The 23,934-nt window shown below is 41.5% G+C and carries 24 protein-coding genes; 17 read left to right on the top strand and 7 right to left on the bottom strand.

From position 1 onward, the window contains the following. Nucleotides 1-1,177 (top strand): capsule assembly Wzi family protein (locus tag VIM94_RS00970; RefSeq protein WP_332037425.1); only part of this gene is annotated, 1,177 nt, incomplete at its 5' end. Nucleotides 1,178-2,323: 1,146 nt separating this feature from the next. Here VIM94_RS00970 and VIM94_RS00965 read toward each other — a convergent pair. Then, nucleotides 2,324-2,797, bottom strand: a complete 474-nt coding sequence (locus VIM94_RS00965) for a UpxY family transcription antiterminator (RefSeq protein WP_332037424.1) — start codon at nucleotides 2,795-2,797, stop codon at nucleotides 2,324-2,326. Between the two features lie 966 nt (nucleotides 2,798-3,763). Between VIM94_RS00965 and VIM94_RS00960 the strand changes: the two genes are divergently transcribed. Further along, nucleotides 3,764-4,396, top strand: coding sequence for a Crp/Fnr family transcriptional regulator (locus tag VIM94_RS00960; RefSeq protein WP_332037423.1), 633 nt, complete (start codon nucleotides 3,764-3,766; stop codon nucleotides 4,394-4,396). 135 nt (nucleotides 4,397-4,531) lie between these two features. After that, nucleotides 4,532-5,329 (top strand): sulfite exporter TauE/SafE family protein, encoded by a 798-nt coding sequence (locus VIM94_RS00955; protein WP_332037422.1) that lies wholly within the window; start codon nucleotides 4,532-4,534, stop codon nucleotides 5,327-5,329. A gap of 188 nt (nucleotides 5,330-5,517) precedes the next feature. Here VIM94_RS00955 and VIM94_RS00950 read toward each other — a convergent pair whose 3' ends face one another. Further along, nucleotides 5,518-5,655, bottom strand: a complete 138-nt coding sequence (locus VIM94_RS00950) for a hypothetical protein (protein ID WP_332037421.1) — start codon at nucleotides 5,653-5,655, stop codon at nucleotides 5,518-5,520. Nucleotides 5,656-5,993: 338 nt separating this feature from the next. Here VIM94_RS00950 and VIM94_RS00945 point away from each other — a divergent pair, with 338 nt between their 5' ends. The 8 genes from VIM94_RS00945 (at nucleotide 5,994) to VIM94_RS00910 (ending at nucleotide 12,612) form a co-directional block, all read left to right on the top strand. Then, nucleotides 5,994-7,241 carry an FAD/NAD(P)-binding oxidoreductase gene (locus VIM94_RS00945; protein ID WP_332037420.1) on the top strand — a complete coding sequence of 416 codons (1,248 nt, stop codon included), beginning with the start codon at nucleotides 5,994-5,996 and terminating at the stop codon, nucleotides 7,239-7,241. Nucleotides 7,242-7,255: 14 nt separating this feature from the next. Beyond that, a complete protein-coding gene (locus VIM94_RS00940; protein WP_332037419.1) occupies nucleotides 7,256-7,708 on the top strand; it encodes an isoprenylcysteine carboxylmethyltransferase family protein in 453 nt (150 codons plus the stop codon). Nucleotides 7,709-8,155: 447 nt separating this feature from the next. Next, nucleotides 8,156-9,454: a cytochrome ubiquinol oxidase subunit I gene (locus tag VIM94_RS00935; RefSeq protein ID WP_332037418.1), complete on the top strand. Its 1,299-nt coding sequence runs from the start codon at nucleotides 8,156-8,158 to the stop codon at nucleotides 9,452-9,454. 2 nt (nucleotides 9,455-9,456) lie between these two features. Continuing rightward, a complete protein-coding gene (locus VIM94_RS00930; protein WP_332037417.1) occupies nucleotides 9,457-10,485 on the top strand; it encodes a cytochrome d ubiquinol oxidase subunit II in 1,029 nt (342 codons plus the stop codon). A 31-nt stretch (nucleotides 10,486-10,516) separates the two neighbouring features. Then, nucleotides 10,517-11,134, top strand: coding sequence for a class I SAM-dependent methyltransferase (locus tag VIM94_RS00925; protein ID WP_332037416.1), 618 nt, complete (start codon nucleotides 10,517-10,519; stop codon nucleotides 11,132-11,134). 6 nt (nucleotides 11,135-11,140) lie between these two features. Continuing rightward, nucleotides 11,141-11,752, top strand: coding sequence for a class I SAM-dependent methyltransferase (locus tag VIM94_RS00920; protein WP_332037415.1), 612 nt, complete (start codon nucleotides 11,141-11,143; stop codon nucleotides 11,750-11,752). A gap of 56 nt (nucleotides 11,753-11,808) precedes the next feature. After that, nucleotides 11,809-12,120, top strand: coding sequence for a hypothetical protein (locus VIM94_RS00915; RefSeq protein ID WP_332037414.1), 312 nt, complete (start codon nucleotides 11,809-11,811; stop codon nucleotides 12,118-12,120). A gap of 3 nt (nucleotides 12,121-12,123) precedes the next feature. Continuing rightward, nucleotides 12,124-12,612 (top strand): DUF2231 domain-containing protein, encoded by a 489-nt coding sequence (locus VIM94_RS00910; RefSeq protein ID WP_332037413.1) that lies wholly within the window; start codon nucleotides 12,124-12,126, stop codon nucleotides 12,610-12,612. A 466-nt stretch (nucleotides 12,613-13,078) separates the two neighbouring features. On the opposite strand, the gene VIM94_RS00905 is transcribed toward VIM94_RS00910, so the two are convergent. The 4 genes from VIM94_RS00905 to VIM94_RS00890 all read right to left on the bottom strand — a co-directional run bounded on the left by VIM94_RS00905 (nucleotide 13,079) and on the right by VIM94_RS00890 (nucleotide 16,075). Continuing rightward, nucleotides 13,079-14,740, bottom strand: a complete 1,662-nt coding sequence (locus VIM94_RS00905; protein WP_332037412.1) for a bifunctional metallophosphatase/5'-nucleotidase — start codon at nucleotides 14,738-14,740, stop codon at nucleotides 13,079-13,081. Between the two features lie 31 nt (nucleotides 14,741-14,771). Beyond that, nucleotides 14,772-15,197, bottom strand: a complete 426-nt coding sequence (locus VIM94_RS00900; protein ID WP_332037411.1) for a sulfur reduction protein DsrE — start codon at nucleotides 15,195-15,197, stop codon at nucleotides 14,772-14,774. A gap of 38 nt (nucleotides 15,198-15,235) precedes the next feature. Further along, on the bottom strand, nucleotides 15,236-15,637 hold the full coding sequence (locus VIM94_RS00895) for a DoxX family protein (RefSeq protein WP_332037410.1): 402 nt from the start codon (nucleotides 15,635-15,637) through the stop codon (nucleotides 15,236-15,238). Between the two features lie 72 nt (nucleotides 15,638-15,709). Continuing rightward, a complete protein-coding gene (locus VIM94_RS00890; RefSeq protein ID WP_332037409.1) occupies nucleotides 15,710-16,075 on the bottom strand; it encodes a hypothetical protein in 366 nt (121 codons plus the stop codon). Nucleotides 16,076-16,213: 138 nt separating this feature from the next. On the opposite strand from VIM94_RS00890, the gene VIM94_RS00885 reads away from it, so the two are divergent. The 4 genes from VIM94_RS00885 (at nucleotide 16,214) to VIM94_RS00870 (ending at nucleotide 21,275) form a co-directional block, all read left to right on the top strand. Beyond that, entirely contained in the window at nucleotides 16,214-17,608 is a 1,395-nt protein-coding gene (locus tag VIM94_RS00885) for a hypothetical protein (RefSeq protein WP_332037408.1), read from the top strand. A 14-nt stretch (nucleotides 17,609-17,622) separates the two neighbouring features. Then, nucleotides 17,623-18,864, top strand: coding sequence for an MFS transporter (locus VIM94_RS00880; RefSeq protein ID WP_332037407.1), 1,242 nt, complete (start codon nucleotides 17,623-17,625; stop codon nucleotides 18,862-18,864). Nucleotides 18,865-19,013: 149 nt separating this feature from the next. Beyond that, nucleotides 19,014-19,907 (top strand): sterol desaturase family protein, encoded by an 894-nt coding sequence (locus tag VIM94_RS00875; RefSeq protein ID WP_332037406.1) that lies wholly within the window; start codon nucleotides 19,014-19,016, stop codon nucleotides 19,905-19,907. Between the two features lie 12 nt (nucleotides 19,908-19,919). Next, nucleotides 19,920-21,275 carry an MBL fold metallo-hydrolase gene (locus tag VIM94_RS00870; RefSeq protein WP_332037405.1) on the top strand — a complete coding sequence of 452 codons (1,356 nt, stop codon included), beginning with the start codon at nucleotides 19,920-19,922 and terminating at the stop codon, nucleotides 21,273-21,275. Nucleotides 21,276-21,347: 72 nt separating this feature from the next. Here VIM94_RS00870 and VIM94_RS00865 read toward each other — a convergent pair whose 3' ends face one another. Then, nucleotides 21,348-21,761 (bottom strand): PepSY-like domain-containing protein, encoded by a 414-nt coding sequence (locus VIM94_RS00865; RefSeq protein WP_332037404.1) that lies wholly within the window; start codon nucleotides 21,759-21,761, stop codon nucleotides 21,348-21,350. Between the two features lie 190 nt (nucleotides 21,762-21,951). Here VIM94_RS00865 and VIM94_RS00860 point away from each other — a divergent pair, with 190 nt between their 5' ends. Together VIM94_RS00860 and accC are read left to right on the top strand one after the other, a co-directional pair. Continuing rightward, the gene (locus tag VIM94_RS00860; protein ID WP_332037403.1) at nucleotides 21,952-22,437 is read left to right on the top strand and encodes an acetyl-CoA carboxylase biotin carboxyl carrier protein subunit; all 486 of its coding nucleotides are present in this window, start codon (nucleotides 21,952-21,954) and stop codon (nucleotides 22,435-22,437) included. 47 nt (nucleotides 22,438-22,484) lie between these two features. Next, nucleotides 22,485-23,927 (top strand): acetyl-CoA carboxylase biotin carboxylase subunit, encoded by a 1,443-nt coding sequence (accC, locus tag VIM94_RS00855; RefSeq protein ID WP_332037402.1) that lies wholly within the window; start codon nucleotides 22,485-22,487, stop codon nucleotides 23,925-23,927. Nucleotides 23,928-23,934: the final 7 nt, after the last annotated feature.

Below are 23,934 nucleotides of genomic sequence, written 5' to 3'. Positions count from 1 at the left end.
CGGTCTGGTAAACGCGCAATACCGGCTGGACATTGGAATGGAAGCTGAGCTCGAATTCGGATTGGGAGCGGTATATGATAATGCGGCAAAAGATGAGGTTTTCCCCGATGAAATGTATGTGCAGTATAAAAACCTCTGGCTCCGGGCTTCGCTGGGGATAAAACAGAAAGAGGTATTTTATCGCGGACTCAGTGCTACAAATGAGAATATCCTTTGGAGTACGAATGCGAGGCCGATGCCGGGGCTGGAGCTGGAAACCAATGGCCCTGTATTTATTAACAGGGCTCAGAGCTGGGGCTTTGAAGCCCGCTGGGCGGAATATCTGATGGAAAAAGACCGGTATGTAGAAGGGGCGAAGGTGCATCATAAGATGTTCAGACTGGTACACGATGCCGGGAACGGCTGGCGGTTTAAAGTAGGCATACAGCATTTCGCCCAGTGGGGAGGTACTTCTCCCGATAAAGGAGAACAACCGGAAGGTTTTGGGGATTACTTCAGGATCGTTACCGGCAGGGGCGGAGGAGAAGCTGCCCTGCAGGGAGATATAGAAAATGCTCTGGGCAATCACCTTGGTTCCTGGGAAATCTATGCCGATAAACAGTACCAGGATTTTAAGCTTAGTTTTATCTATAATAATATTTTTGAAGATGGCTCCGGAAGTCGGTTCGATAATTTTCCCGATGGACGTTATGGGATTTATTTTGAAAATGATAAAAAAGACCGACTGCTGAACGCTTTGATCTATGAGCTTTACTACACCCGGGACCAAAGCAATGATGTAAACCGCTGGGGGGCTGATAATTATCTGGGGCATATTGTAGCTTATTATTCCGGCTGGACCTATAAAACCCGAATCCTGGGGGCTCCTTTTTTTAAGTATGATGAGAAACAGCAGCTTATCGTCAACAATAAGTTTGTTACACATCATTTTGGCTTTGGCGGACAGGTTTCTGCTTTCTGGAATTCTTATCCCTATAAACTGCTGTTGAGCTACGCCCATAATGAGGGCACTTTTCGAAGAGATTTGCCCTTCGGAAATGAGGATGTGCTCCATATCTTTGGAGAAACCCTGCTCCTGAATGATCCTTTCCAGGTGAGTCTGATGCTTTCGGCAGATATCAACAGCAATTATAATCCGCTTTTTGGGCTGGGGCTGAGTTTGGAGCGGAGGTTCTAGATTTAGTTGTCGGTTCTGAGTTCTCTATTGTCGTTTTTTTTGGGTCTGACCTGGATTTGAGGTTTGGGAAGGTTTGGAGTTTTATACTTCAGGTCGGATTTAGTTAGAGAGTCTGTCCCTGACCACGGTTAAAACCGTGGTTTGATGGAGTTTTTGGCGTTTCGGAAATCTTTGTTTTGAAGAAGAAAGGTTTGGAACTACTCAGCGGTTCTCGATACAATCCCGATTTACATCGGGATCACTCGAACCCAACGGGCTTTGTTAGAGGAGAGGGGATTGTGTCTCGATAGCTATAGGGATCGGTTTTGAGTTGTCGGTTCTCTGTTCCCGGTACGTCATTGCGAGGAAACATTTGACTGGAAGGAGAATGTGGACGCGGCAATCTTTTTGTTAGGGAATTGAGAGGGAAAGTGGAGAAAAGATCCAAAATTCTCGTTTTGAAGAAGAAAGGTTTCGTCATCCCTCCCGATAGCGATCGGGATGATCTGGGATCTCATCCTGTTTGGCTGAGAGGCGATTGGGTGAGCTTGATTTTGAAGATCGGTCCTTCCTCGTTAGCTCTCAATAATTCCACTCCGATTATGAGACCCTGAATCAAGTTCAGGGTGACGTTTAATTAAATGCGTCACAAAATTATCAGACGTTGGCTTCGAGGGTTTTTTATGAAGCGCAGGCGGAATAAAAAAAGTATCGAGAAGTCTTAGAAGTTGTCGCTCCCAGGCGGTTCTCGATACAATCCCGATTTACATCGGGATCACTCGAACCCAACGGGCTTTGTTAAAAAAGAGGCGATTGTGCCCCGATGGCTGTCGGAATCGGTTTTGAGTTGTCGGTTCTCTGTTCCCGGTACGTCATTGCGAGGAGACATTTGACTGGAAGGAGAATGTGGACGCGGCAATCTTTTTGTTAAGGAATTGAGAGGGAAAGTGGAGAAAAGATCCAAAATTCTCCCTTTGAAGAAGAAAGGTTTGGAACTACTTAGCGGTTCCCGATACACTTTTGCTTTGTTCTCGCTCTGCAAAAGCACTCGAACTCAACGGATGAAAATGAGACATGGAGAAGGGGAAAAGAGGGCCGGCGGACAAGCGGAGAACTCAGAATATAAACACCGAACCAAAAACTCCAGGCAATAAACAATAAATATTTTTAAAGAACTTCCCTGGTATTCATAACTACTGTAAATCCCATTCCGGGTAGGACCAGGCGCATTTGTTTTTTGCCTACTTCCCGCACTATGGCTTCCCGGCCTTCCAGGGAGCCATTTCGGATCACGAGTTTGTCCCCTGGGGAAAATTCTGCTATTTCCATTTCATCTACTTCTTCGTTGTTGAGCCATTTCTCGATGGTTTCTATCTCGTAGCTTCGCACTACAGCGGGTTTTCCAAGCCAATGCATATAGCGTACCACTCCGGGGGCTTCAAAAACCCGGTTTCTTTCCTTTTCCGGTAGTTTCACAAAGACATAGGATTTGAACAGAGGAGTACTCACCTTTTTCTTGCGATCACTCCATTTACGAACCTCAGTGATTATCGGGCAATAGACCTGAATTCCTAATTTTTCAAGTCGTTGTGCGACCTTTTGTTCCGATCTCGGTTTAGTGTATAAGACGTACCACAACATATTATCTTTATTTTGCGCTATCTCAATGGAAAACGCCGTTTTGCCGGAGACTATAAGTCAACGGTGTGAACCCGATCTAATCAGAAAGGGGAAATAAAGACCTTCTTGTAGGGTGTCTCAGTAATGAGGAGAAAAAGGTCAGTTAGTTAGAGTTAGTAGGGCAAAATTACAAACATTTTATAATAAGTAAGCTTTTTTTCAGGGGATTTCTGGTCCTTAGCTCTTTGCCTTTGGGGCTGAGTTGATTGGCTGTAATCAGTTCTCAGTGCTTGGTTCCCGGTTCGGGTTTTCGTCCTGCTCTTGCCAGAATGAGGTTTTCTGTTTATAAGTGTAGAGTGGAGAAAAGCTTAACAGGAGAACAGGGATAAGGATGACTTCAACCAAAAAAATTAGATGCAGGCTGTGCCTTTAATAATTGAACAGGTATTGAGGTAAAGCTTAAAGAGAGATAACTGGGGGATGGGATCTCTAGCCTTGAACCAAAACCTTAAATTCATCCCTTCTCCTGAATGACGTCCAGAATTTTCCCTTAATTAGGATATTGGTTTGAATTTGTATTCAGTATTCAAATTACGGGCGTTGGCTTCGAGTGTTTTTTATGAAGCACAGGCGAAATAAAAGGTGTTGGGAATCTTTACGAGTTCGTACTTCCAGACAGTTCCCGATACACTCCCGGTTCGCAAAAGGACTGGAAATCAATCGATGGGACTGCGATATGAGGGAAGGGGAATATAGGAAAAGTAGAAAAGAGCAGAAGCGGTGCTGCCGAATTCATGTCTCCCGAAATAACGAATTATCGATTTTAGAATTATCCCATCACAACATCACAACCAAGCCCAAATTAACCAATTAACTTCTTATGTGCGTAACAAGATTGCAAACTCATACAATTACAGAACAAGGAACTGTCAAAAAAATTCCATAACCCATAAAAAACTCCTAATTTAGGCCTCTAAAATATATTTCATGCTTGCAAAATTAGAAGAGGCTTATCATTTTATTTTTGAAAAAGCCTTGATTAAAGAAATATCAGAAGTAGGAATTCTCAAACACGTAGAAGCAGGGGAAAAAATTATCGAAATAGGCGATTATGTAAAGATGATGCCGCTGCTTTTGGATGGAGCTATCAAGATCATGCGGGATGATAAGGATGGAGACGAACTCTTACTATATTTCCTGGAGCGGGGGGATACCTGCGCGATGACCCTGTCCTGTTGTATGGGCCAAACCCGTAGTGAGGTCCGTGCAGTGGCCGAACGCGATACCACCCTTATTATGATCCCTATTGAAAAGATGGAAGAGTGGACCTCAAAGTATAAGAGTTGGCGCAATTATGTTTTTGAAAGTTATCATTCCCGGCTTACCGAAATGTTGGATACCATAGATACCATAGCCTTTATGAATATGGACGAAAGGCTTATGAGATATCTAAAGGATAAAGCTAAGATCAATCAACATGAGATCGTGAATAATACTCACCAGCAAATAGCCTACGACCTTCATACCTCGAGGGTGGTGATTTCCCGTTTGCTGAAAAAACTGGAGCTTGAAGGTAAAATTAAACTTCAACGCAATAGCATTGAGGTACTTCAACTTTAATTTTTAAAGAAAAAAGTATTATCTTTTCATAGGTTTTCCTGAAGCACTTTGCTTATAAGTCCTTGTGTAACCCTTGTTACTGTAACCGGATAGTCAACACAGTACTTTTGCAGCTTTAAAAACTAAACTAAACTTATGGAAATACTAGAAATTCTTGGTTACGTTGGGGCGTTAATCATTGGAGTTGTTTTGGGACTTATTGGAGGTGGAGGATCAATTTTAACTGTACCGGTGCTTGTGTACCTTATGGCAGTTAATCCTGTTACCGCTACCGCTTATTCACTTTTTGTTGTTGGGTCGTCTGCCCTGGTGGGAGCGATAAAAAACATGAAAAAAGGGCTGGTAGACTTAAGGACCGCAACAGTATTTGCCATTCCTGCATTTATTGCGGTATACGCAACACGAATGTATTTAGTGCCGGCCATTCCCGAGCATTTATTCAATGTTGGAGGTTTCGAAATCACCAAGAATATTGGGATCATGCTTTTCTTCGCGATCATTATGATCCTGGCCTCTATCTCGATGATTCGGGAAAAGAAGTCTTTAAAACCTGAACCTACTGAAGTTACTTATAATTACCCGCTTATTATTGTAGAAGGAATTGTGGTAGGAGTGCTTACCGGGATCGTTGGAGCAGGAGGTGGGTTCCTTATCATTCCTGCATTAGTACTATTGGCCAAGTTGCCGATGAAAAAAGCGGTTGCAACTTCCCTGTTGATTATCGCGGTTAAATCCCTTATCGGTTTCATAGGTGATGTGCAAAACCTGGATATTGACTGGGTATTTCTGCTTGCCTTTACCGGGCTTTCAATCGCCGGTATTTTCCTTGGTGTTTATCTGAACAAATTTATTGACGGAAAAAAACTGAAAAAAGCTTTTGGTTGGTTTGTTCTACTTATGGGTATTTATATCGTTTGGGCTGAATTGGCCTAGTTTGAATAATTAAATTATACAGAAATCTTTTTTATATAGTGAGTGCCCTCCGAAGCCAAGACTTCGGAGGGCTTTTTGTTTCCGGTAACCTATTCTCAGTAATTAGTAGAGGGTTTGTTTTCTGGAATTCGGGGGTTTAGATTTTAACCGCGGATTAAAAAATGAGATTATTCACTTTAATTCATAATTCATAGAATCCTTAATGCCGGTTCTACGGAAATATTATCGGCTTCCCCGTGAAAATTTTGGCTGGTTGTGGGCTTCTGCTTTTCAGATGCAGGATTTGCAAGGCTATTCCTTATTTCAGATTTTTCCCGGAATCTCATTCCGGAATTTCAGTTTTTAAAGGATCTCTTGATTTAAATTAAGAACAGAAAATTGCTTCAACTCTTCCTCCTTCACGATGAAGATCGGGATTTATGTTAAAAATTCTGAAGAAAATTTGGGACAGAATTCTTAAGTTTCTCGTTGAATAAAGGCTCAATAATGGGTGAAGATTTCTGCATATAACCGCCACAGTTAGTGCCTTTTCAGAGCTAAAAAATCCCGGTTCGCTCAAATTATACCTGATCAAAATCAGTTACTCTCAAATTTCCTGTTAAGTGTAACCTGCGTTACAAGGCTTTTAGTTAACTTTATCTAAATTCGTTCAAAATTATAAATTATGAGTTCCAAACACCAGATACTTATTATAGGCGCCGGTACCGGTGGCCTAATGATGGCTTCACGCCTTAAAAGAGAACATAAAAATTTAGATGTCGCAATTATCGATCCTGCTAAAACCCATTATTATCAACCTGCCTGGACTTTGGTAGGAGCAGGGACTTACGATTTCGAGGATACGGCGCGGCCTATGGCTGACCTTATTCCTAAAGGAGTAAAATGGTACCAGGAAAAGGTTACTGCGATGGATCCTGATAGTAATTCGGTCACTACTGAAAAATCGGGTGAAATAAAGTATGATTACCTTGTAGTGTCTCCCGGACTTACTTACGATATGAGCCTTGTGCCCGGACTTTCCGAAGCAATAGATAAAGGCAATGTTTGTTCTAATTATACCGATCCTAAACATACCCTGGAGGTTCTTAAGAACTTTAAAGGAGGAACCGCACTGTTTACACAACCTACTACCCCAATTAAATGTGGGGGAGCACCACAGAAAATAATGTACCTGGCAGAGGCCTACTTTAAAAAACATGGTCTTAAAGATAAAACCAATGTGGTTTTTGCAACTAACGGAACGGTGATTTTTGGTGTGCCTGAGATCAAAGACACGCTAATGGAGATCGTTGATAGGAAGAATATCAACCTTAAATTCTATCATGCGCTTAAGAAAATTGATGCTAAAAAGCAGATTGCCTGGTATGAATTGGCTCCTGAGGCTTACGAGCACAATCCTGCCAAGCTAAAGATAGAGAAAGATGGAAATATGGTAGGTATTCACTACGATATGCTTCACCTGGCACCACCATCGGTAGCCCCTGAATTTGTAAGGAAATCTAAACTTGCCAATGCTGAAGGTTGGCTGGATGTAGATCATCATTCGCTGCAACACAATAAGTACCCGAATGTTTTCGGACTAGGAGATGTTGCTGCCCTGCCAACCGCAAAAACTGGTGCGGCTATCAGGAAGCAGGTGCCTGTAGTGCTTGATAATATGCTGAAATTGATGAATAATAAAGCAGCCGATAATAAGAAATACAATGGGTATTCTTCTTGTCCCCTGGTTACTGAATTCGGGAAAATGGTGCTGGCAGAATTTGATTATGAAAACAATTTCACCCCCGATCCTGAATTAAAGAAAATGCTGATCTTCGATTCTTCGAAGGAACACTGGCGTTTATGGATGCTTAAAAAATACGGACTACCATACCTTTATTGGAATAAAATGCTAAAAGGCAAGGATGTATAAAGAACTCCGGTAATTTGTTTCTTAAAGCGAGGGATATTGCTTATGTGGGTTTGCAGTTGACGCTGTTTTTAAGTTTTTTATTAGATATTTCGTCCTTAAGTTTCAGATTACCGGACTGGATTGATTTTTTATTACTACCCCTCATCTTAATTGGTGGAGGGGTGGTTTTTTTAGCGTTGTTACAGCTTAAAACCAATCTTTCGATTTTCCCAAGTCCTGTACGAGGTTCAAATCTAATCACGCATGGCCTCTTCAAATATATTCGGCATCCCATCTATTCGGGGATCCTGCTTTCAGCATTCTCCCTTGCGCTTTACCTGGGTTCCGGTTATAAACTGCTTATAGCTTTCTTGTTGCTTATCCTGTTCTATTTTAAAAGCCGTTATGAGGAAAAGCTGCTGCTTCAGAAATTTCCGGAGTATGGGAATTATATGAAACACAGTGGGAGATTTTTGCCCAGGCTTTAGGAAACATACTTAAATGTAAGTTCAAGTTCCTTCCTGTTTGGGGTATTTGGTTAATTGCACCCGGGAACACCCAGATAAACTCTGATTACCTGCCCTAATTGAAAAGGAAGCAAATTTTCATATATCTGTAGGGTTTAAAACTCCCCGATACCAAAAACCTAACTCTCTGGAAAAATTTGAAAATTCTTCAAGACTTGTTGTCCTGTCTCTTTAGTTCATTAAAATCACTCCCGTTTCAGATATATTCTTCACTTTCTGCCTAAAACCAGCCTCTCCATTAAGCATTCCCCAATCAGCTAATTTCACCAACCAATCCCGGATTAACGAAATCTCCAATTACCGGCAATAATTACTTCTAATATTATAATAGCAGCGGCAGAATTTTTCCTAAATTTAAATTTATAAAATCACGCCTGATTACGGCCGTGACCTGAAAAAATATACTTGATGGAGAATCTGGATTATGCGAGGCTTCAAATGGCCTTTACCCTTGGCTTTCATATAATTTTCGCTTGTATAGGGATGGTGATGCCCTTTTTTATGGTGGTTTCACATCATAAATGGTTAAAGACCCGCAATCCGATATACCTAAAACTCACCAAGGCCTGGTTAAAAGGTGTGGCTATCTTCTTCGCTACCGGTGCTGTTTCCGGTACCGCACTTTCCTTTGAACTGGGAATGTTGTGGCCGGAATTTATGAAACACGCAGGACCGATTTTCGGGATGCCGTTTTCTCTTGAGGGAGCGGCTTTCTTTGTTGAAGCAATAGCGCTTGGATTTTATCTATATGGTTGGAAGAAACTGCCTGAAAAGTTTCACTGGTTTACCGGTATCATCGTAGGGGTAGCCGGAGTGGCTTCAGGAATACTTGTTGTTTCGGCTAACGGTTGGATGAATGCCCCTTCCGGTTTTGATTATGTCAATGGAGAATTCCTTAATATCGATCCCGTGGAAGCCTTGCTCAATCCTGCCTGGTTCACCCAGGCTCTGCACATGACCCTGGCGGCCTTTGTGGCTACCGGTTTTGCGGTAGCGGGAGTTCACGCGCTGCAGATTTTTCGGGGGAAGAATGTTGAACTGCATACCAAAGCCTTTAAAATAGCGATTGTCTTTGGGGCAGTGGCTGCATTTTTACAGCCCCTCAGTGGTGATCTTTCGGCTAAAGATGTGGCTGAACGCCAGCCGGTAAAACTCGCCGCTATGGAAGCCCATTATGAGACCCAGAAAGGCGCTCCGCTTTATATAGGCGGAATTGTAGACGAAGAAAACCGGGAAGTCAGTCATAAGATCGAAATCCCGGGAGCTTTATCCTTCCTTGCTTTTGGGGATTTTGATGCTGAAGTGAAGGGCCTGAACGATTTTCCTGATGATGAGCTGCCGCCAGTGCCAATTGTGCATTATGCCTTTCAGTTAATGGTTGGTTTGGGCACCTTATTGATGCTTGCCGGCCTGATTTATTTTATCAGTCTAAAAAAGAAAAACTGGCTGAAAAACCGGAAGTTTTGGTTGCTGTTTATTATCGCCGCCCCGCTTGGATTTATCGCCCTGGAAGCAGGCTGGGTAGTGACCGAAGTGGGCCGGCAGCCCTGGATTATTCATCAGGTGATGCGCACTGAGGATGCTGTAACCCCAATGCCGGGTATGAAATACAGTTTCTTCTTCTACTTGTTTTTATATACCATACTGGGTATTACTGTAACCTGGCTAATGAACCGGCAGATGAAAGCCCTTAATAAAGAAGAATAATTATGTTGTATGTAGTGCTTTTTTTCCTGTTGTTTTCTCTTTTATTGTATGTACTGCTTGGTGGTGCCGATTTCGGAGCTGGGATCGTGGAACTGTTTTCCTCCAGGGAGAATAGAAAAGTTACCAGGGATACGATATATCGGGTGATGGGACCTGTATGGGAAGCTAATCATATCTGGCTTATCATTTTGCTGGTGATTCTGTGGGTAGGCTTTCCGGGGTATTTTAATGTGATGATGATTTATCTCCATATCCCGCTGGTGTTGGTACTGCTGGGAATTACTATTCGGGGAGTAGCTTTTGTCTTTCGGCATTATGATGCGGTGTTAGACAGTTCGCAGATCTGGTATAACCGACTTTTTCGTGTTGGGAGTTTAGTTACCCCGGTTTTCCTGGGAATGTCTTTTGCTTCGTTGATAAGCGGTAAAATAATAATAACTAATGATTATTCTAATTATGGTTTTTACGACCTGTTTATGGAACCCTGGTTGCATCTTTTCGGCCTCCTGATAGGATTATTTTATGCAGCTCTTTGCGCTTTTCTCGCAGCTAACTACCTGATAGCAGAAACCGAAGGCGATGCCAGAAAACTCTACAGGAAGAAATCAATTATGTACACGGTGGTGCTGGTAGTGCTGGGATTTGCCTTGATTGTTTACGGATATTTTGCAGACTTCATTTTCATCGAGGATTTCATCCATAATCCAGTTTCTTTAATCAGTGTGGGTATTTCAGGTTTGTTGTTGATTCCTTTATGGCGAAGTATAAAAAGAGGAAGCAGGATATGGAGCCGTTACCTGGCAGGTTTGCAGGGGGTGTTGATTATGTTTGCCGCTATTATCGCTCATTTTCCTTATATTATAATTACTTCGGAAGAGGAGTTGAGTTTGCTGGAGAATCTCGCGCCCGAAGCTACTATAGATAATCTTGCACTGATGTTGCTGATAGGCGGATTTGTAATCCTTCCCGGATTATTTCACCTGATGAAAAGTTTTAATTTAATAAAAGTTCTTGATAAGTCGAAGCCTTAGAAGATGTATAAAGAGTAAAGAATAAAAAAATATGAGTACAGCCTCAAAAACACACTGGGAGAAGGTATATAAAAGCAAGAAATATGAAGAGGCCACCTGGTACCAGGAAAAGCCGCTGACCTCCCTGGAAATGATCGCAGCCCTGGACTTGCCCGAAACGGCGGCCATAATTGATGTTGGTGGCGGCGATTCTAATTTGGTGGATTATCTCATGGAGGAAGGGTACCGGGATATTTCGGTACTGGATATTTCCGAAAAGGCATTAGATCACGCCCAGGAACGTTTGGGAGAAAGGGCAGAGCAGGTTAGCTGGATAGCTGCTGATGCTTCCTCTTTCGAACCAGAAAAGATGTACCACCTATGGCATGATCGCGCTGCTTTTCATTTTTTAACTGAAAAGGAACAGGTGGAGGACTACCTTATTAACCTGGAGCGATCGGTGAAGCGTGGAGGTTTTGTGGTGCTTGCCACTTTTTCTGAATACGGCCCCACCAAATGTAGTGGAAGGGAAATAAAGCAATATTCCAAAGAGGAACTAAGCGCACTACTTGAAGAAAAATTTGAAACTCTGGAATGCAGAAATGTAGATCATATCACTCCTTCGGGGGGCAAACAGAACTTCACTTTTTGCAGTTTCAGAAAAAAATAGAAGATTATGAAAGATTTTTGGAACGAACGTTATTCGGAAAAAGAGTATGTCTACGGAAAAAAACCGAATAGGTATTTTCAGGAGAAGTTGGAGGAGTTAAGACCGGGCCGTATCCTACTACCGGCCGAAGGCGAAGGACGAAATGCTGTTTATGCCGCCAGGATGGACTGGGAGGTTTCGGCTTTTGATATTAGTGAAGAAGGAAAAAATAAGGCTCGAAAACTTGCCCGCGAATACAAGGTAGAACTTGATTACCAGGTAGGAAAGCTGGAGGTGTTAGATTATAAAAAAGAGGAATTTGACGCTATCGGCCTCATCTTCGCGCATTTTCCGAAGCAGATAAGGGAAAATTATTTTCAGCAATTCGACAAGTATCTACGGCCGGGAGGAGTGATAATCTTTGAAGGTTTTAGTAAGGAACAGGTAGAATATCAAAAACACAACCCGAAAGCTGGTGGGCCAAAAGATGCTGAAATGCTCTATACTAAAGAGGAACTGGAGGCTGATTTAAGAGGTTATAAATTTGAAGAATTTGAAGAAAAGGAAATCGAATTGGAAGAAGGGGAGTATCACAAAGGAAAGGCTGCGGTGATCAGATTTCTGGCCAGGAAATCCTAAAAAGTGCATTTGAATGCGTAATTTAGATAGGGATTAACAACTAAAATCACTTAAATATGAAAAATGTAATTTTAAAAAGTATGTTTGTTGGCTTGGTATTTATGTTTTTTGCCTGCGGGGAAACCAGTACCGTAGAATCTGGAACTTACCAGGGAACCGTAGATGAAGTGGAACCCGATAAAACAGAGATTTATGTTAAAACCGACGACAATAAAACTCTGGAGCTTTATTTCACTGATGAGACCGTACTAAGCAGAGACGGGAATGAAGTGGAATTCTCTGAACTTCAAAAAGGTCAGAAAGTAGAAGTGGAAGTGGAAAAGGTTGGAAAAAGATTAGATCCACTTAGCGTAAAAATCCTGGAATAACTTATGAATGAGATTCCGGATTTCTGGCGGACGGAGGTAATTCATCCTCTGTCCGCACATTTTCCAGTAGCCTTACTGTTGGTTGCTACATTATTTAAAATTGTTTCGCTGTGGAGTAGGAACAAAGTCTGGCCTCAGGCGGGAAGTATACTTCTTGGCTTAGGTATTCTGGGCGCCTGGATCGCCATTTTTACCGGAAATCAGGCTGATGGTATTGTTTCCCGAAAGCTTTGTGATCCTACCGTATTAAAGGAACACGAAAATATGGCCTATATTACGGCCTGGATTTTCACAGCCGGCTTCGCTTTGGATTTGGCCCTCACTTATAGATTTCTCAATTTCAAGAAGAATTTCTTTAAATTCCTTTTGGTGTTGATGATGCTTACCGGATCGGTTTATCTGGCTTTCGTGGGACACTTAGGAGCCAGGTTGGTCTATCAACAGGCCGCCGGAGTATATACGCCTTCTCAGGATTGTCTGGAATTTAATTAGTATCCCGGCCTGGCCTGGCCTGAACGTAACCAAAGAGCTCAATGACCCTCCCATTTACCACTGAGGTATTTTAAAATTTAATTTTAATCAGGTTTTTTCTGTTTTATAAGTCAATAAAAAATTAGTTTAAAAAATATAATTTTTATTTTTTGCTCGCATAAAAACGAAACAAAAAAGGCGCCCTATGTGGATGTGTATTTTGGTAACAAGGCCTAAAAATCGCAAATCAGCAGCTAAATTTTTTCCAAGGCTTCAAAAATTATTTACGCTGCTGATTTGCTACACTCACAACCGGGGATTAACTCGCAAGGCTCTCGGAACATGTCATCATCAGGCCTTATTATTATCACAGGTTTCAGCCTGGGATGAGTGGTAACCGAAGGGGGCCGATGGGAAATCAGAAAACAGGATAATAAAAAAGGGCTGTCGCAAGACAGCCCTTTAAGTTTTTATAATTCAATAATTCCTAGTGGAACTCATAGTCTGTTCCGGGAACGGTTGAGAAGGAGTTAGGACCTAAATGCTCACAATAAGCTCTTTTCTCCAGTTTGGGAGCTACCGGGGAATTTTTCTTAAGGTATTCCTCAACCACATCGTGTATGTAGTAATCCTTAACTTCTACATCCTTTACGTTTGGCATACGGCAAAGATTGTCGAGTGGATCGCCGGGACGTACACAGGCAGAGATGGTGTAATATTCATCATCTTTCATCTCTTCTCCATTTACCTTAACCGAATTTATGCGTTCACCTTTTTCTCCCTGGCTGTTGAAATCAACTTCCATTCCTGAGAAACGTACTAGCCAACCGCCAAAACGTTCGGTGGCAACCTGTGCAAAGGCATTATGCATTTCCTTTTCCAGCCAGTCTTTTATCTGTTTTCCTGTTGCTTTTCCGGTTTTCACCTTTTCGTTTACGGGCAAGAGGTTCCAAAGATTAGCACGGGTAATTGGTGCCGGTTTTCCATCTTCAGGTACAATAGGATTTCCGAAGCGGAAACCATTGGAAATAGAGATGTCGGCGCCGGTTTTCCAGCGGGCGGCATCGGTGATCATATTGTCCATTGGATTCTCTACGGTTAGATATCTGTAGATAGGCGTTTTAGTATAGCCAATTACGGTTTCCAGGTGATCTTCGTAGGGTTCTTTAGCTTTTTCAATCAATTCGGCTATTTGGGGATCTGCCGGGTATTTTTCAGGGTCTACATCCATAAGTTCATAATCTTCTTTTACGATCTCTCCGTCTACAAAATACAGCTCCATTTTCCCAACGAAAGAACCAAAGGCACCGGGTTCGGTTACCCTGGCATATTTTCCCTGAATGGGCTCACGTACCCGTTCGTGAGTGTCGTTACCAAGAATATAATCCACATCTTTAACAATTGGATTGTTGGCTAACTCCACCTGCTTGAAGATCCCAAAATGAGTTACCAGAAATAGAGCATCAACGCCTTCTTCTTTTTTTACTTTTTGGATAAGATCTTTCACGCTGTCATCAATTCCGCTGAAACCAATCCCTTCGCTGAATATTGGATTCTGGCGTACTGGTACATCGGGGTCATTGATACCGATAAACCCAAGTTTTACGCCATCTATCTCCTTTATCCAGTATGGAGGGAATAGCTCCTTTTTGTCCTTGTCATCATGAAACATATTCTGAGCGATGACTGGTTTTTCAAAGCCCTTCAGGACGTCCATCATCACTTCCTTTCCGTAGACTACTTCCCAGTTTCCGGGAACTATTAGGTCAAAGTCCATATTCTTGATGATATCCGGAAAAATAGCTCCTTCTGAAAGGGCCGCGTATCCGCTTCCCTGGATAAGATCTCCCCCGTCAACAATAACAGTATTGCCTGGATTTTTGGCTTTTTCTTCCTTAAAAAGGGTCTGGATATGAGCCAGGCCACCACGATCTCTAAAGATGATACTGTCATTTTCCCAGAATAATTCGGGATGCGGATCCAGCTGACCGTGAATATCTGCGGTTTGCAAAATGGTGATCCTGGTCGTATCGATTGGCGTTGCACCTTCTTTCTCGCTATTAGAACCGGAAATACTATTGCAGGAAGTGAATATTCCCATGCTAATTACTGCCAGTCCTAAAAGCATTGATTTTAAAAGATATTTCATTATGTAGTTTTTAGTGATTGTTATTTATTGATTAGAGTCCAAGGCTATAGAAACCTTTCTTCTGAAGTTGTAAATTGTGAAGGATTCCGTTTTCTACTACGGTCATTTCCTTAGGGATTTCATTACGGTCTACTTCAAATTTATTCAAAGAGAAGCCACAGGCAACTAATGTTACTCCTAATTTATTGGCTTGTTCCACGAAAGGAGTCATTTTAGATTTATTGGTTAGTTGAGAAATATCCTTTCCACAAACGATTATCTGGAACTCTCCAAAATGTTCCCCATCTTCTTCAGCAAGAGCCTCGGCGGTTAGAAGAATAGGTTTCAACTGATCTACTTTCTTGGTGAGTACCACATAGTCTTTATTATGATCGTGGGTTGGTTGTTCCTGCGCAGATACCTGTGTACTGAATAAAACGAGAAACATTGCGAAACTGCTTAATAATATTGTCTTCATTTTGTTGTTAATTTTAATACGCTTTTTGCGTGTTGTTATTATAGTTTTTCGGTTTTACTGAAATCATTAAATATGAAAAATACGAGTCCGCCCATAATTGCAATATTCTTAAATAGCGGCCCCAGGGTATTGATTTGTCCTACCTGAACGGTAAGCGTGATCGGTAATAAAACAAGAGCCAGGATAATTGCCGCATAGCGGGTTTTAAAGCCGATTAATAAAGCAAATCCTGCAAGTAGCATCACTGCGCCAGAGAGGATAACCAGTAGTTCCGGATTTCCAAAAAAATAGGCTATTCCTTTAAAACTGGCCTGGTCTATCCGGTTTACGGTTTTTTCTACGTTTAGCAGGTGATTAAAACTTGCTACCAGAAAGATTCCGCTAAGCATTACCCTGAATACCTGAACCGAACGCCGGTCTACTAATATTTTAGTTGTCATTCTGTATTAAAGTTATGAAAGTAATTTGTTATAGAGCCTTGAGATTAAATAATCTGCAGGTCTTTATAGCTATTAGGCAATCAAAACTTTTGGAGGGGGATAGAATTTATCGTGATATGCTGAAATTACCGCGGGGTTTCGGTAATCATAATACTGAAAATTTGGCTCGGCTTGAGGGGCGGGCCAATTCAGTTTGGAAAAATTAAAAGGAGAATTACAAATAGCATCCGCATTGATTACCAGTAGATTTTCTGCTTTTTCGAAGTCTGCCGGTTTATTCTCTTCCGAAGAATTCAATGGATTATTTTTACAAAAGGAATTTACCCAGCTTATATTTTCGGTTTCTAATATACTTCCCAGAAATTTAGAGTCAAGCATAAAGAATTTCCCTAGAAAAACCAGGGCAAAGAAAACGGCTATGTAAGATTTGATTTTCATCGATCAACTGACAAATATATACTATGAGCTTAAAATATAATGTAACTAAGGTTACATAGCCCTGTAACCCTTGTTACTGATTTCGGTTTTTATTTTTCCTTCTTTCGCGAACCATTCCAGAAAAACATACAGCATATTATGAAGTATCTACTAAAGTGGCCATTGGCCTTGGTTTTACTATTACCGGCTTTATCAATTTACTCCCAGGAGGAGCATAATGAACCAGAGGGACATCATGAGGAAACACAGGAACCCGGGCATTTAAGAGATGTTTTCAGGAATTCACATCTGCATGGACATATCAGAAATTATTTTATGAATACTGTAAACCGGGGCGATCTAAAGGATTATTATACCAATGCTACCGGCGGAGCGGTGGGCTTTACTACCGGGAATTATAAGGGTTTCGAGGCCGGGGTGAAAGGTATCTTTACCTATAAGACATTCGGAAATGACCTTGGAATGGAAGATCCTATCACAGGTAAAAATGCCAGGTATGAATATGAACTCTATGATGTGCTTAATAAAGGTAATTTTAAGGATCTGGACAGGCTGGAAGAATTGTTCATCCGATACAGATTTGGAAATTCTTACCTTACCTATGGAAAGATAGAAACGGAGTACACCCCTTTGCTGAATCACAGTGATGGCAGGATGAAACCTTTTGCTCATCGTGGGGCCTGGGCGCATCTTAATTTGGGTAGGCCGCATCAATTTAACCTGGGCTGGTTAAACGGGATGTCTCCCCGAGCCACAACCGAGTGGTTTAACTTTGAGGAAGGGCTTGGACTTTTTTATAACGGTTTTCAACCCGACGGACATGAGGCTCACTATCACGAATTTTACCCTTCTTCCGGAATGGGGATATTTAATTACAGATACCGTAGAGACAACTTCACCTTCAAAGTTTACGATTATTATATGGATAAGGTAATGAATACCTTATGGACGCAGGTAGACTATGAGTTTAAGGATTTTAACCTGGGGGTACAATATGTATACCAGTCACCATTTTCTTATAATGAGGATCTAAACTACCAGCATAGGTATGTGCAGCCCGATGAGAACGGACAGGTACTAAGCTCGCAGCTTAGCTGGCAGCAATCCCGTTTAAGGTTTGCCTTTGCCTATACTCATGCTTTTGATTCCGGACGCTTCTTATTTCCAAAGGAATTGGGGAGGGATAATTTTTTTACATCAATTTCGCGCTCCCGCCTGGAAGGAATGGGTGATGTAGATGTACTGGCTTTAAAAGGTGAATATGCTTTTTTAAAACCCAAGCTTCATTTTGGGGTAGAGATGCAACAGATCCTGGGGGCCCAACCGGGGGATTTTAAATACAATAAATATAATGTAGATGAATCTTTTCAGGTGAATACCCATTTCCGATATAATGTAGAGGGATTTCTTGATGGGTTAAGCTTCGATCTTTTGTGGGTATACAGGGAAAACCAGAATCAGAAGGATGCAGAAAGTATCTTTAATAAAAGTAACTTCAATCAGATAAATTTCGTTACGAATTTCTATTTTTAGGCAAAATTGTCTGAATGGATAGCGTAAAACTCGGGCTTAAAGAAAACTGGAAGCAGTTTGGTTTACTGGTGCTGGTCAATGCTTTTGTAGGAGGAATGGTTGGGCTGGAACGCAGTATCCTGCCTGAGATTGCCGAGAAGGAATTTGAAATAGCCGCCACCACGGCTATTTTATCCTTTATAGTGGTATTTGGGGTAGTGAAAGCGATTTCCAATTATTACGCCGGGGCCTTAGCTAATAAATTTGGTAGAAAGAATCTATTGGTATTAGGGTGGGTTTTTGCTATCCCGATTCCTTTTATCTTGATTTTTGCAGAAAACTGGAACTGGATCATCGCTGCCAATGTTTTGCTGGGGATTAACCAGGGTCTTGCCTGGTCCAGTACGGTAGTGATGAAAATAGACCTGGTGGGAGAGCGGCAGAGAGGTTTCGCGATGGGGTTGAATGAGTTTGCCGGTTATTTCGCGGTTGCTGTAGTAGCCTTTTTAACCGGATGGATAGCGGCAGAATATGGGTTGAGACCCTATCCGTTCTACCTGGGCATCGTTCTGATGTTATTGGGGCTTTTCTTCAGTATATTTTTTATAAAAGACACCCGGCACCATGTAGCAAAAGAAGAAGATATTACCGGGGTATCCCGGTTAAAGAATATTTTTAAAGAAACTACCTGGACCCATAAAAACCTTGGTTCTGTTAGTCAGGCGGGACTTATAAATAACCTTAACGACGGGATGGCCTGGGGACTTTTTCCTATCTTATTATCCCATAAAGGCTTTAACCTGGAGCAAATAGGGATCGTAACTGCATTATATCCGGCCGTTTGGGGAATAGGCCAGCTATTTACGGGAAGATTAGCCGATATATACAGCAAGAAAGATATGCTTTTTCTCGGGATGTTGCTTCAAGCGATAGTGCTGGTGATTTTGGTATGGGCAGAAACGATGACTCATTACGTAGTGCTTTCGGCACTTCTGGGCTGGGGTACGGCGATGGTTTATCCAACTTTTTTGGCTACTATTGCCGAGAACACCCATCCACAGGACAGGGCCAAAAGCATTGGGGTTTTTCGATTATGGAGAGATTTGGGCTATGCTATTGGAGCCATACTTACTGGTGTAATTGCCGATTTAGTGAGTATTGAAGCAGCCATTATGCTAATAGGAATTCTCACTTTAACCTCTGCCTTAATAATTTTATTCAGAATGGACTACAGAGATAATAAGTCGGTTAAGATCCTTGGGTGGTTCAATGGTTAAAATGAGGTTAATTTTTAGCAGTGGATTATCCCGAAGCAATGGAATGTCAAATTATTTTGTAACTTACAGTAGGTCAGAGATTGTAACAAAAGTTACTGCTTAAGCCTTATGCTTTGTCTAATTTTGCAGCTGTAATTTTAAAAATCTTGTTGGAGAAGTACCTAAACATTATACAGAATTCCTTTACAGGATATTTTAATTATTTGGTAGAGGAAATAAGCAATCCGGGTTGGACCAATTATTTTTACTGGCTTTTGCTTTTGTCTCTTATAGTTTGGGTGCTGGAAATTTTTATTCCCTGGAGGAAAAACCAAAAGGTTTTTCGGAAAGGCTTCTGGCTGGATACGTTCTATGTTATATTTAATTTTTTCCTGTTTTCCCTGATAGGATATAATGCGATCTCGAATGTAGCGGTAGAATTGTTCAATGATTTCCTCGCTCTCTTCGGGATAACCAATATTGTGGCCATCGAGGTGCAGGATTTTCCCGTTTGGGTGCAATTGCTTATAATGTTCGTTGTCGCCGATTTTATTCAGTGGAATGTACACAGGCAATTGCATAAGCGTTCCTGGCTTTGGGAATTTCATAAGATTCATCACAGTGTAAAAGAGATGGGTTTTGCGGCTCAGTTCAGGTTTCATTTTGTAGAAACCATTGTATATAAAACTGTGCAATACATTCCGCTGGCGATGATAGGTTTTGGAATACAGGAATTCTTTGTGGTGCATATGTTCGCTGTTTTAGTAGGACATTTAAACCACGCGAATGTGGGCTGGAGCTATGGATTTTTGGGCTATATTTTTAATAATCCTAAAATGCACATCTGGCATCATTCAAAGGAACTCCCCGAGGCGCATCCTTACGGAATGAATTTCGGACTTAGCCTGAGCATTTGGGATTATTTGTTCGGGACGGCTTATATTCCTCTGGAAGGAAGGGATATAGAACTTGGTTTTGAAGGAGACGATGATTTCCCTGAGGGATTTAAAAATCAGATGCTCTTTCCATTTAAGAAAAATAAACAATCACTAAATAATAATTAAACAGAAATTAAGATGAAGATAAAACAGTTTAAAGACGAGCCTTTAGCGCATTATTCTTATGCTATAATAAGTAATGGGGAAATGGCCCTGGTAGATCCAAGCCGTAACCCAATGCCTTATTATAAGTATGCTGAAGAAAATAATGCAAAGATCGTAGCGGTTTTTGAAACTCACCCTCACGCCGATTTTGTGAGCAGTCACCTGCAAATTCATAAAGAAACCGGGGCGACTATTTACATAAGCGAAATGGTAGGAGTAAGTTATCCGCATACTGGTTTTGACGAGGGGCAAAGCGTGAAAATTGGGGGAGCGACTGTAAAACCACTGCATACTCCTGGTCACTCTCCAGACAGTTTGACCTTTATCGCAGAAGAAAACGGAGAGACCGCAATGTTCAGCGGGGATACCCTTTTCATTGGAAACGTTGGTCGTCCTGACCTTCGTGAGAAAGCGGGTAATATGAAAGCCAAGCGAGTAGAACTGGCAAAGGCTATGTATAAAACCATGCAAACTAAATTCAATGATCTTCCGGATGATACCGTAGTATATCCTGCTCACGGTGCTGGTTCACTTTGTGGAAAAAACATGAGTGATGCTTCTTCAAGTACTTTAGGAAACGAACGCCAGGGGAACTGGGCTTTCCGCGACCAGACAGAAGAAGAATTCGTTGAAGAGATCCTTAAGGATCAACCCTTCATTCCAGCTTACTTCGGGTTTAACGTAGATGTTAACCGAAAAGGAGCTATGAATGTTCAAAAAGCTAAATACAGTGTACCGGTAAAACTATTGGTAGAAAGTTTTGAGGATGATGCCGTAGTGGTAGACAGCCGTGGCCGTGAAACTTACAGAGAAGGTCACCTTCCGCATAGTATCAATATAATGGGGGTAACAGAAGAGGATAAGCTGGAGACCTGGTTAGGTGCCATTATCGCTCCTGAAGAACCATTCTATATGGTCGTTAAGAGTGTGGATGATATGGAAGATACCCTTGAAAGGATCGCTAAGATTGGTTATGAACAACAAATGAAAGGTATTGTAACCCTTTCAGAAAAAGTTTCTCTTACAACTGATGCCTTCGATCACGATGACTTCAAAAAGAACAGGGATAAGTATACTGTAATTGATGTTCGAAACGAAGCTGAAGTTGAAACCGACGGCAAATTCATAGAAGGTTCATTGAACATTCCTTTGAATGAGCTAAGAAACAGAGCTGATGAAGTGCCAACTGAAAAGCCCGTGGTTGTACACTGTGCCGGTGGTTTTAGATCTGCAGCAGGTAGCAGTATCCTGGAAAATAAACTTAAAGGAGCTAAAGTATATGATTTTAGTGAAGATATTGAAGAATACAAAGCAGAAACTGCCGAGTAAGTTAGGTTAAATATTCTTTAAAAAAAGTGGCTGTCTTGAAAAGACAGCCACTTTTGCTTTTTAATACATTATTTAATTATCCCGTAGCTGGCCATTAATATCGAATTCCAGTTCAGTGCCATTGGCTAACTTAACTTCATAGCCATTATCTTCCTTTTTATATTTCACCACTTTCACATCTTTGTGATTAGTGTTGAGGTAATTGGCAATTTCTTCAGGTAGTGCCTCCGGCCAGAAACCTTTCCTGCTTTTAATACTGGTTGGATGTCCTTCAACATCGAATTCGATCTCACTTCCATCAGACATTTTAACCTCGTAGGCATCATTCTGGTCGTTAAAATCTACATGCATGTCCATAATGCTTTCGTTGGAAAAATATTCTGCAAGCCATGCCGAAATCTCGGCAGAAACCTGTTCCTCTGTCTGGCTTACTCCTGTGCTCATAGCAAATATGGCGAGAAGTCCTGTTAAAATTAACTTTTTCATAATTTACCGGTTTTATGGTTTATTCCAAGTTAAGCCGATTTGAGAAGTCTTAACTTAAATAATTTGTGAATTCACGCTTTCTTAACACTTGAAGATGGACAAATCTTCCTGTACAGCTATTCTTTAAAAGCTGTATAGTTTTTCTATATTTACATCTGTAGCTTCAAATTTTATTTGAAAACCAATAAATATGGAAAAAAAATTCAGCGTTAAGGTAAACGATAGCTTTGAATTCGAATTTAGCCAGGACGAGATCAATGCTTTAGATACCCAAAAAGTTTCTGTGAATAACTATCATGTGCTTCGGGAAAACCGAAGCTTTAAAGCCAATATCGCCAATTCCGATTTTCTAAAACGGCAATACCAGGTGAAAATAAATTCAAATAATTACCAGGTAAATATTTCTAACGAGTTGGACCAGCTTATAGATAAGATGGGATTAACCCTGACTTCTGCGTTGATGGTTAATGATATAAAAGCGCCAATGCCTGGTCTTATTCTCGACCTCATGGTGAGGGAGGGCGATGAGGTGAAGGAAGGCGACTACCTGCTTGTTTTGGAGGCTATGAAGATGGAGAATACCCTAAGTGCACCTCGTGATGGAGTGGTGAAAGCTATTTCGGTAGAAAAGGGAGAGAGCGTCGATAAAAATCAATTGCTTATTGAAATGGAATAATCCCTGGTGATGAAAAGCTATAATTAGTACAAAATTAAAAGTCTGAGATGAAAAAAATATTAGTTGCCAATCGTGGAGAGATCGCTTTACGGATAATGAGAACTATACAGAAAATGGGAATAAAGAGCGTTGCCGTTTATTCTGAAGCAGATAGAAACGCACCTCATGTAAAGTTTGCTGATGAAGCTGTTTGTATAGGAAAAGCGGCTTCCAGTGAATCCTATCTTAAAGGTGATAAAATAATTGAAGTAGCAAAGTCGCTCGAGGTAGACGGAATCCACCCCGGTTACGGCTTTCTTAGTGAGAACGCCATGTTTGCAGAAGCCGTGGAAAAGGCCGGAATTACCTGGATAGGCCCGGGCTCTAAAGCCATTCGGATTATGGGAAGCAAGCTCGCTGCCAAGGATGCTGTAAAAGATTATGATATTCCAATGGTGCCCGGGATAGATGAAGCCATTACCGATGTAGATAAAGCCAAAGGAATTGCAGGGAAAATAGGCTATCCAATTCTTATAAAAGCCTCTGCCGGGGGTGGAGGAAAAGGAATGCGCATTGTGGAAAAGGAAAAAGACCTGGAAGACCAGATGAAAAGGGCCATCAGCGAAGCTGAATCGGCATTTGGGGATGGATCGGTTTTTATCGAAAAGTATGTCACTTCCCCAAGACATATTGAAATTCAGGTGTTGGCCGATACCCACGGGAATATCATCCATTTATTTGAAAGAGAGTGCAGCGTGCAGCGCAGACACCAAAAGGTGGTGGAGGAGGCTCCATCGGTTGTGTTGGATTCCAAAATAAGAAAGCAGATGGGAAAAGCTGCGGTAAAAGTCGCCAGGGCCTGTGATTATGTAGGAGCCGGGACAGTGGAATTTCTTTTTGATGAAAAAAAGAATTTTTATTTTCTGGAGATGAATACCCGCTTGCAGGTAGAGCATCCCGTCACCGAACTTATTTCCGGTATAGACCTGGTGGAAGAACAAATTAAGGTCGCGCGTGGTAAAAAGTTAAAATATCACCAGGAGGATCTAAGCATAAAAGGCCACGCATTGGAATTAAGAGTGTATGCCGAAGATCCAATGGAAGATTTTATGCCAAGTGTGGGAACCCTTGAAAGATACAGAATGCCTTCAGGTTCAGGAATAAGAGTGGACAACGGATTCGAAGAGGGAATGGAAGTACCTATCTACTACGACCCCATGCTTAGTAAACTCATTACTTACGGCAAAACACGGGAAGAGGCCATCCAACTAATGCTGAAAGCTATTAGTGAATATGAAGTGAAAGGGGTGAGTACAACGCTTCCTTTCGGAAAATTTGTTTTCGAACACGAAGCCTTCAGAAGTGGAAATTTCGACACCCACTTTGTGAAAAAATATTATTCTGCAGAAAAATTGCAGGACGGGATAAAAGAGGAGGCCAGGCTGGCTGCCTTGCTTGCATTGAAAAAATATGTTTCTGATAAAAAACAATTGAGATTACCGCTCACCTAAAGCTTTA

It is taken from the genome of Salegentibacter sp., assembly GCF_036568425.1.
Taxonomy (GTDB): domain Bacteria; phylum Bacteroidota; class Bacteroidia; order Flavobacteriales; family Flavobacteriaceae; genus Salegentibacter.
The sequence above is the reverse complement of the archived record's forward strand: the minus strand, read 5'-3'. Positions and strand labels throughout refer to the sequence as shown.

Coding starts and splice junctions, on each gene's coding strand:
- VIM94_RS00890 (WP_332037409.1), bottom strand. CDS start 16,075: ATGAAAATCAAATCTTACATAGCCGTTTTCTTTGCCCTGGTTTTTCTA.
- VIM94_RS00950 (WP_332037421.1), bottom strand. CDS start 5,655: ATGAGATTCCGGGAAAAATCTGAAATAAGGAATAGCCTTGCAAATCCT.
- VIM94_RS00910 (WP_332037413.1), top strand. CDS start 12,124: ATGAATGAGATTCCGGATTTCTGGCGGACGGAGGTAATTCATCCTCTG.
- VIM94_RS00900 (WP_332037411.1), bottom strand. CDS start 15,197: ATGAAGACAATATTATTAAGCAGTTTCGCAATGTTTCTCGTTTTATTC.
- VIM94_RS00945 (WP_332037420.1), top strand. CDS start 5,994: ATGAGTTCCAAACACCAGATACTTATTATAGGCGCCGGTACCGGTGGC.
- VIM94_RS00955 (WP_332037422.1), top strand. CDS start 4,532: ATGGAAATACTAGAAATTCTTGGTTACGTTGGGGCGTTAATCATTGGA.
- VIM94_RS00925 (WP_332037416.1), top strand. CDS start 10,517: ATGAGTACAGCCTCAAAAACACACTGGGAGAAGGTATATAAAAGCAAG.
- VIM94_RS00930 (WP_332037417.1), top strand. CDS start 9,457: ATGTTGTATGTAGTGCTTTTTTTCCTGTTGTTTTCTCTTTTATTGTAT.
- VIM94_RS00895 (WP_332037410.1), bottom strand. CDS start 15,637: ATGACAACTAAAATATTAGTAGACCGGCGTTCGGTTCAGGTATTCAGG.
- VIM94_RS00965 (WP_332037424.1), bottom strand. CDS start 2,797: ATGTTGTGGTACGTCTTATACACTAAACCGAGATCGGAACAAAAGGTC.
- VIM94_RS00870 (WP_332037405.1), top strand. CDS start 19,920: ATGAAGATAAAACAGTTTAAAGACGAGCCTTTAGCGCATTATTCTTAT.
- VIM94_RS00885 (WP_332037408.1), top strand. CDS start 16,214: ATGAAGTATCTACTAAAGTGGCCATTGGCCTTGGTTTTACTATTACCG.
- VIM94_RS00880 (WP_332037407.1), top strand. CDS start 17,623: ATGGATAGCGTAAAACTCGGGCTTAAAGAAAACTGGAAGCAGTTTGGT.
- VIM94_RS00860 (WP_332037403.1), top strand. CDS start 21,952: ATGGAAAAAAAATTCAGCGTTAAGGTAAACGATAGCTTTGAATTCGAA.
- VIM94_RS00935 (WP_332037418.1), top strand. CDS start 8,156: ATGGAGAATCTGGATTATGCGAGGCTTCAAATGGCCTTTACCCTTGGC.
- VIM94_RS00920 (WP_332037415.1), top strand. CDS start 11,141: ATGAAAGATTTTTGGAACGAACGTTATTCGGAAAAAGAGTATGTCTAC.
- VIM94_RS00865 (WP_332037404.1), bottom strand. CDS start 21,761: ATGAAAAAGTTAATTTTAACAGGACTTCTCGCCATATTTGCTATGAGC.
- accC (WP_332037402.1), top strand. CDS start 22,485: ATGAAAAAAATATTAGTTGCCAATCGTGGAGAGATCGCTTTACGGATA.
- VIM94_RS00905 (WP_332037412.1), bottom strand. CDS start 14,740: ATGAAATATCTTTTAAAATCAATGCTTTTAGGACTGGCAGTAATTAGC.
- VIM94_RS00960 (WP_332037423.1), top strand. CDS start 3,764: ATGCTTGCAAAATTAGAAGAGGCTTATCATTTTATTTTTGAAAAAGCC.
- VIM94_RS00915 (WP_332037414.1), top strand. CDS start 11,809: ATGAAAAATGTAATTTTAAAAAGTATGTTTGTTGGCTTGGTATTTATG.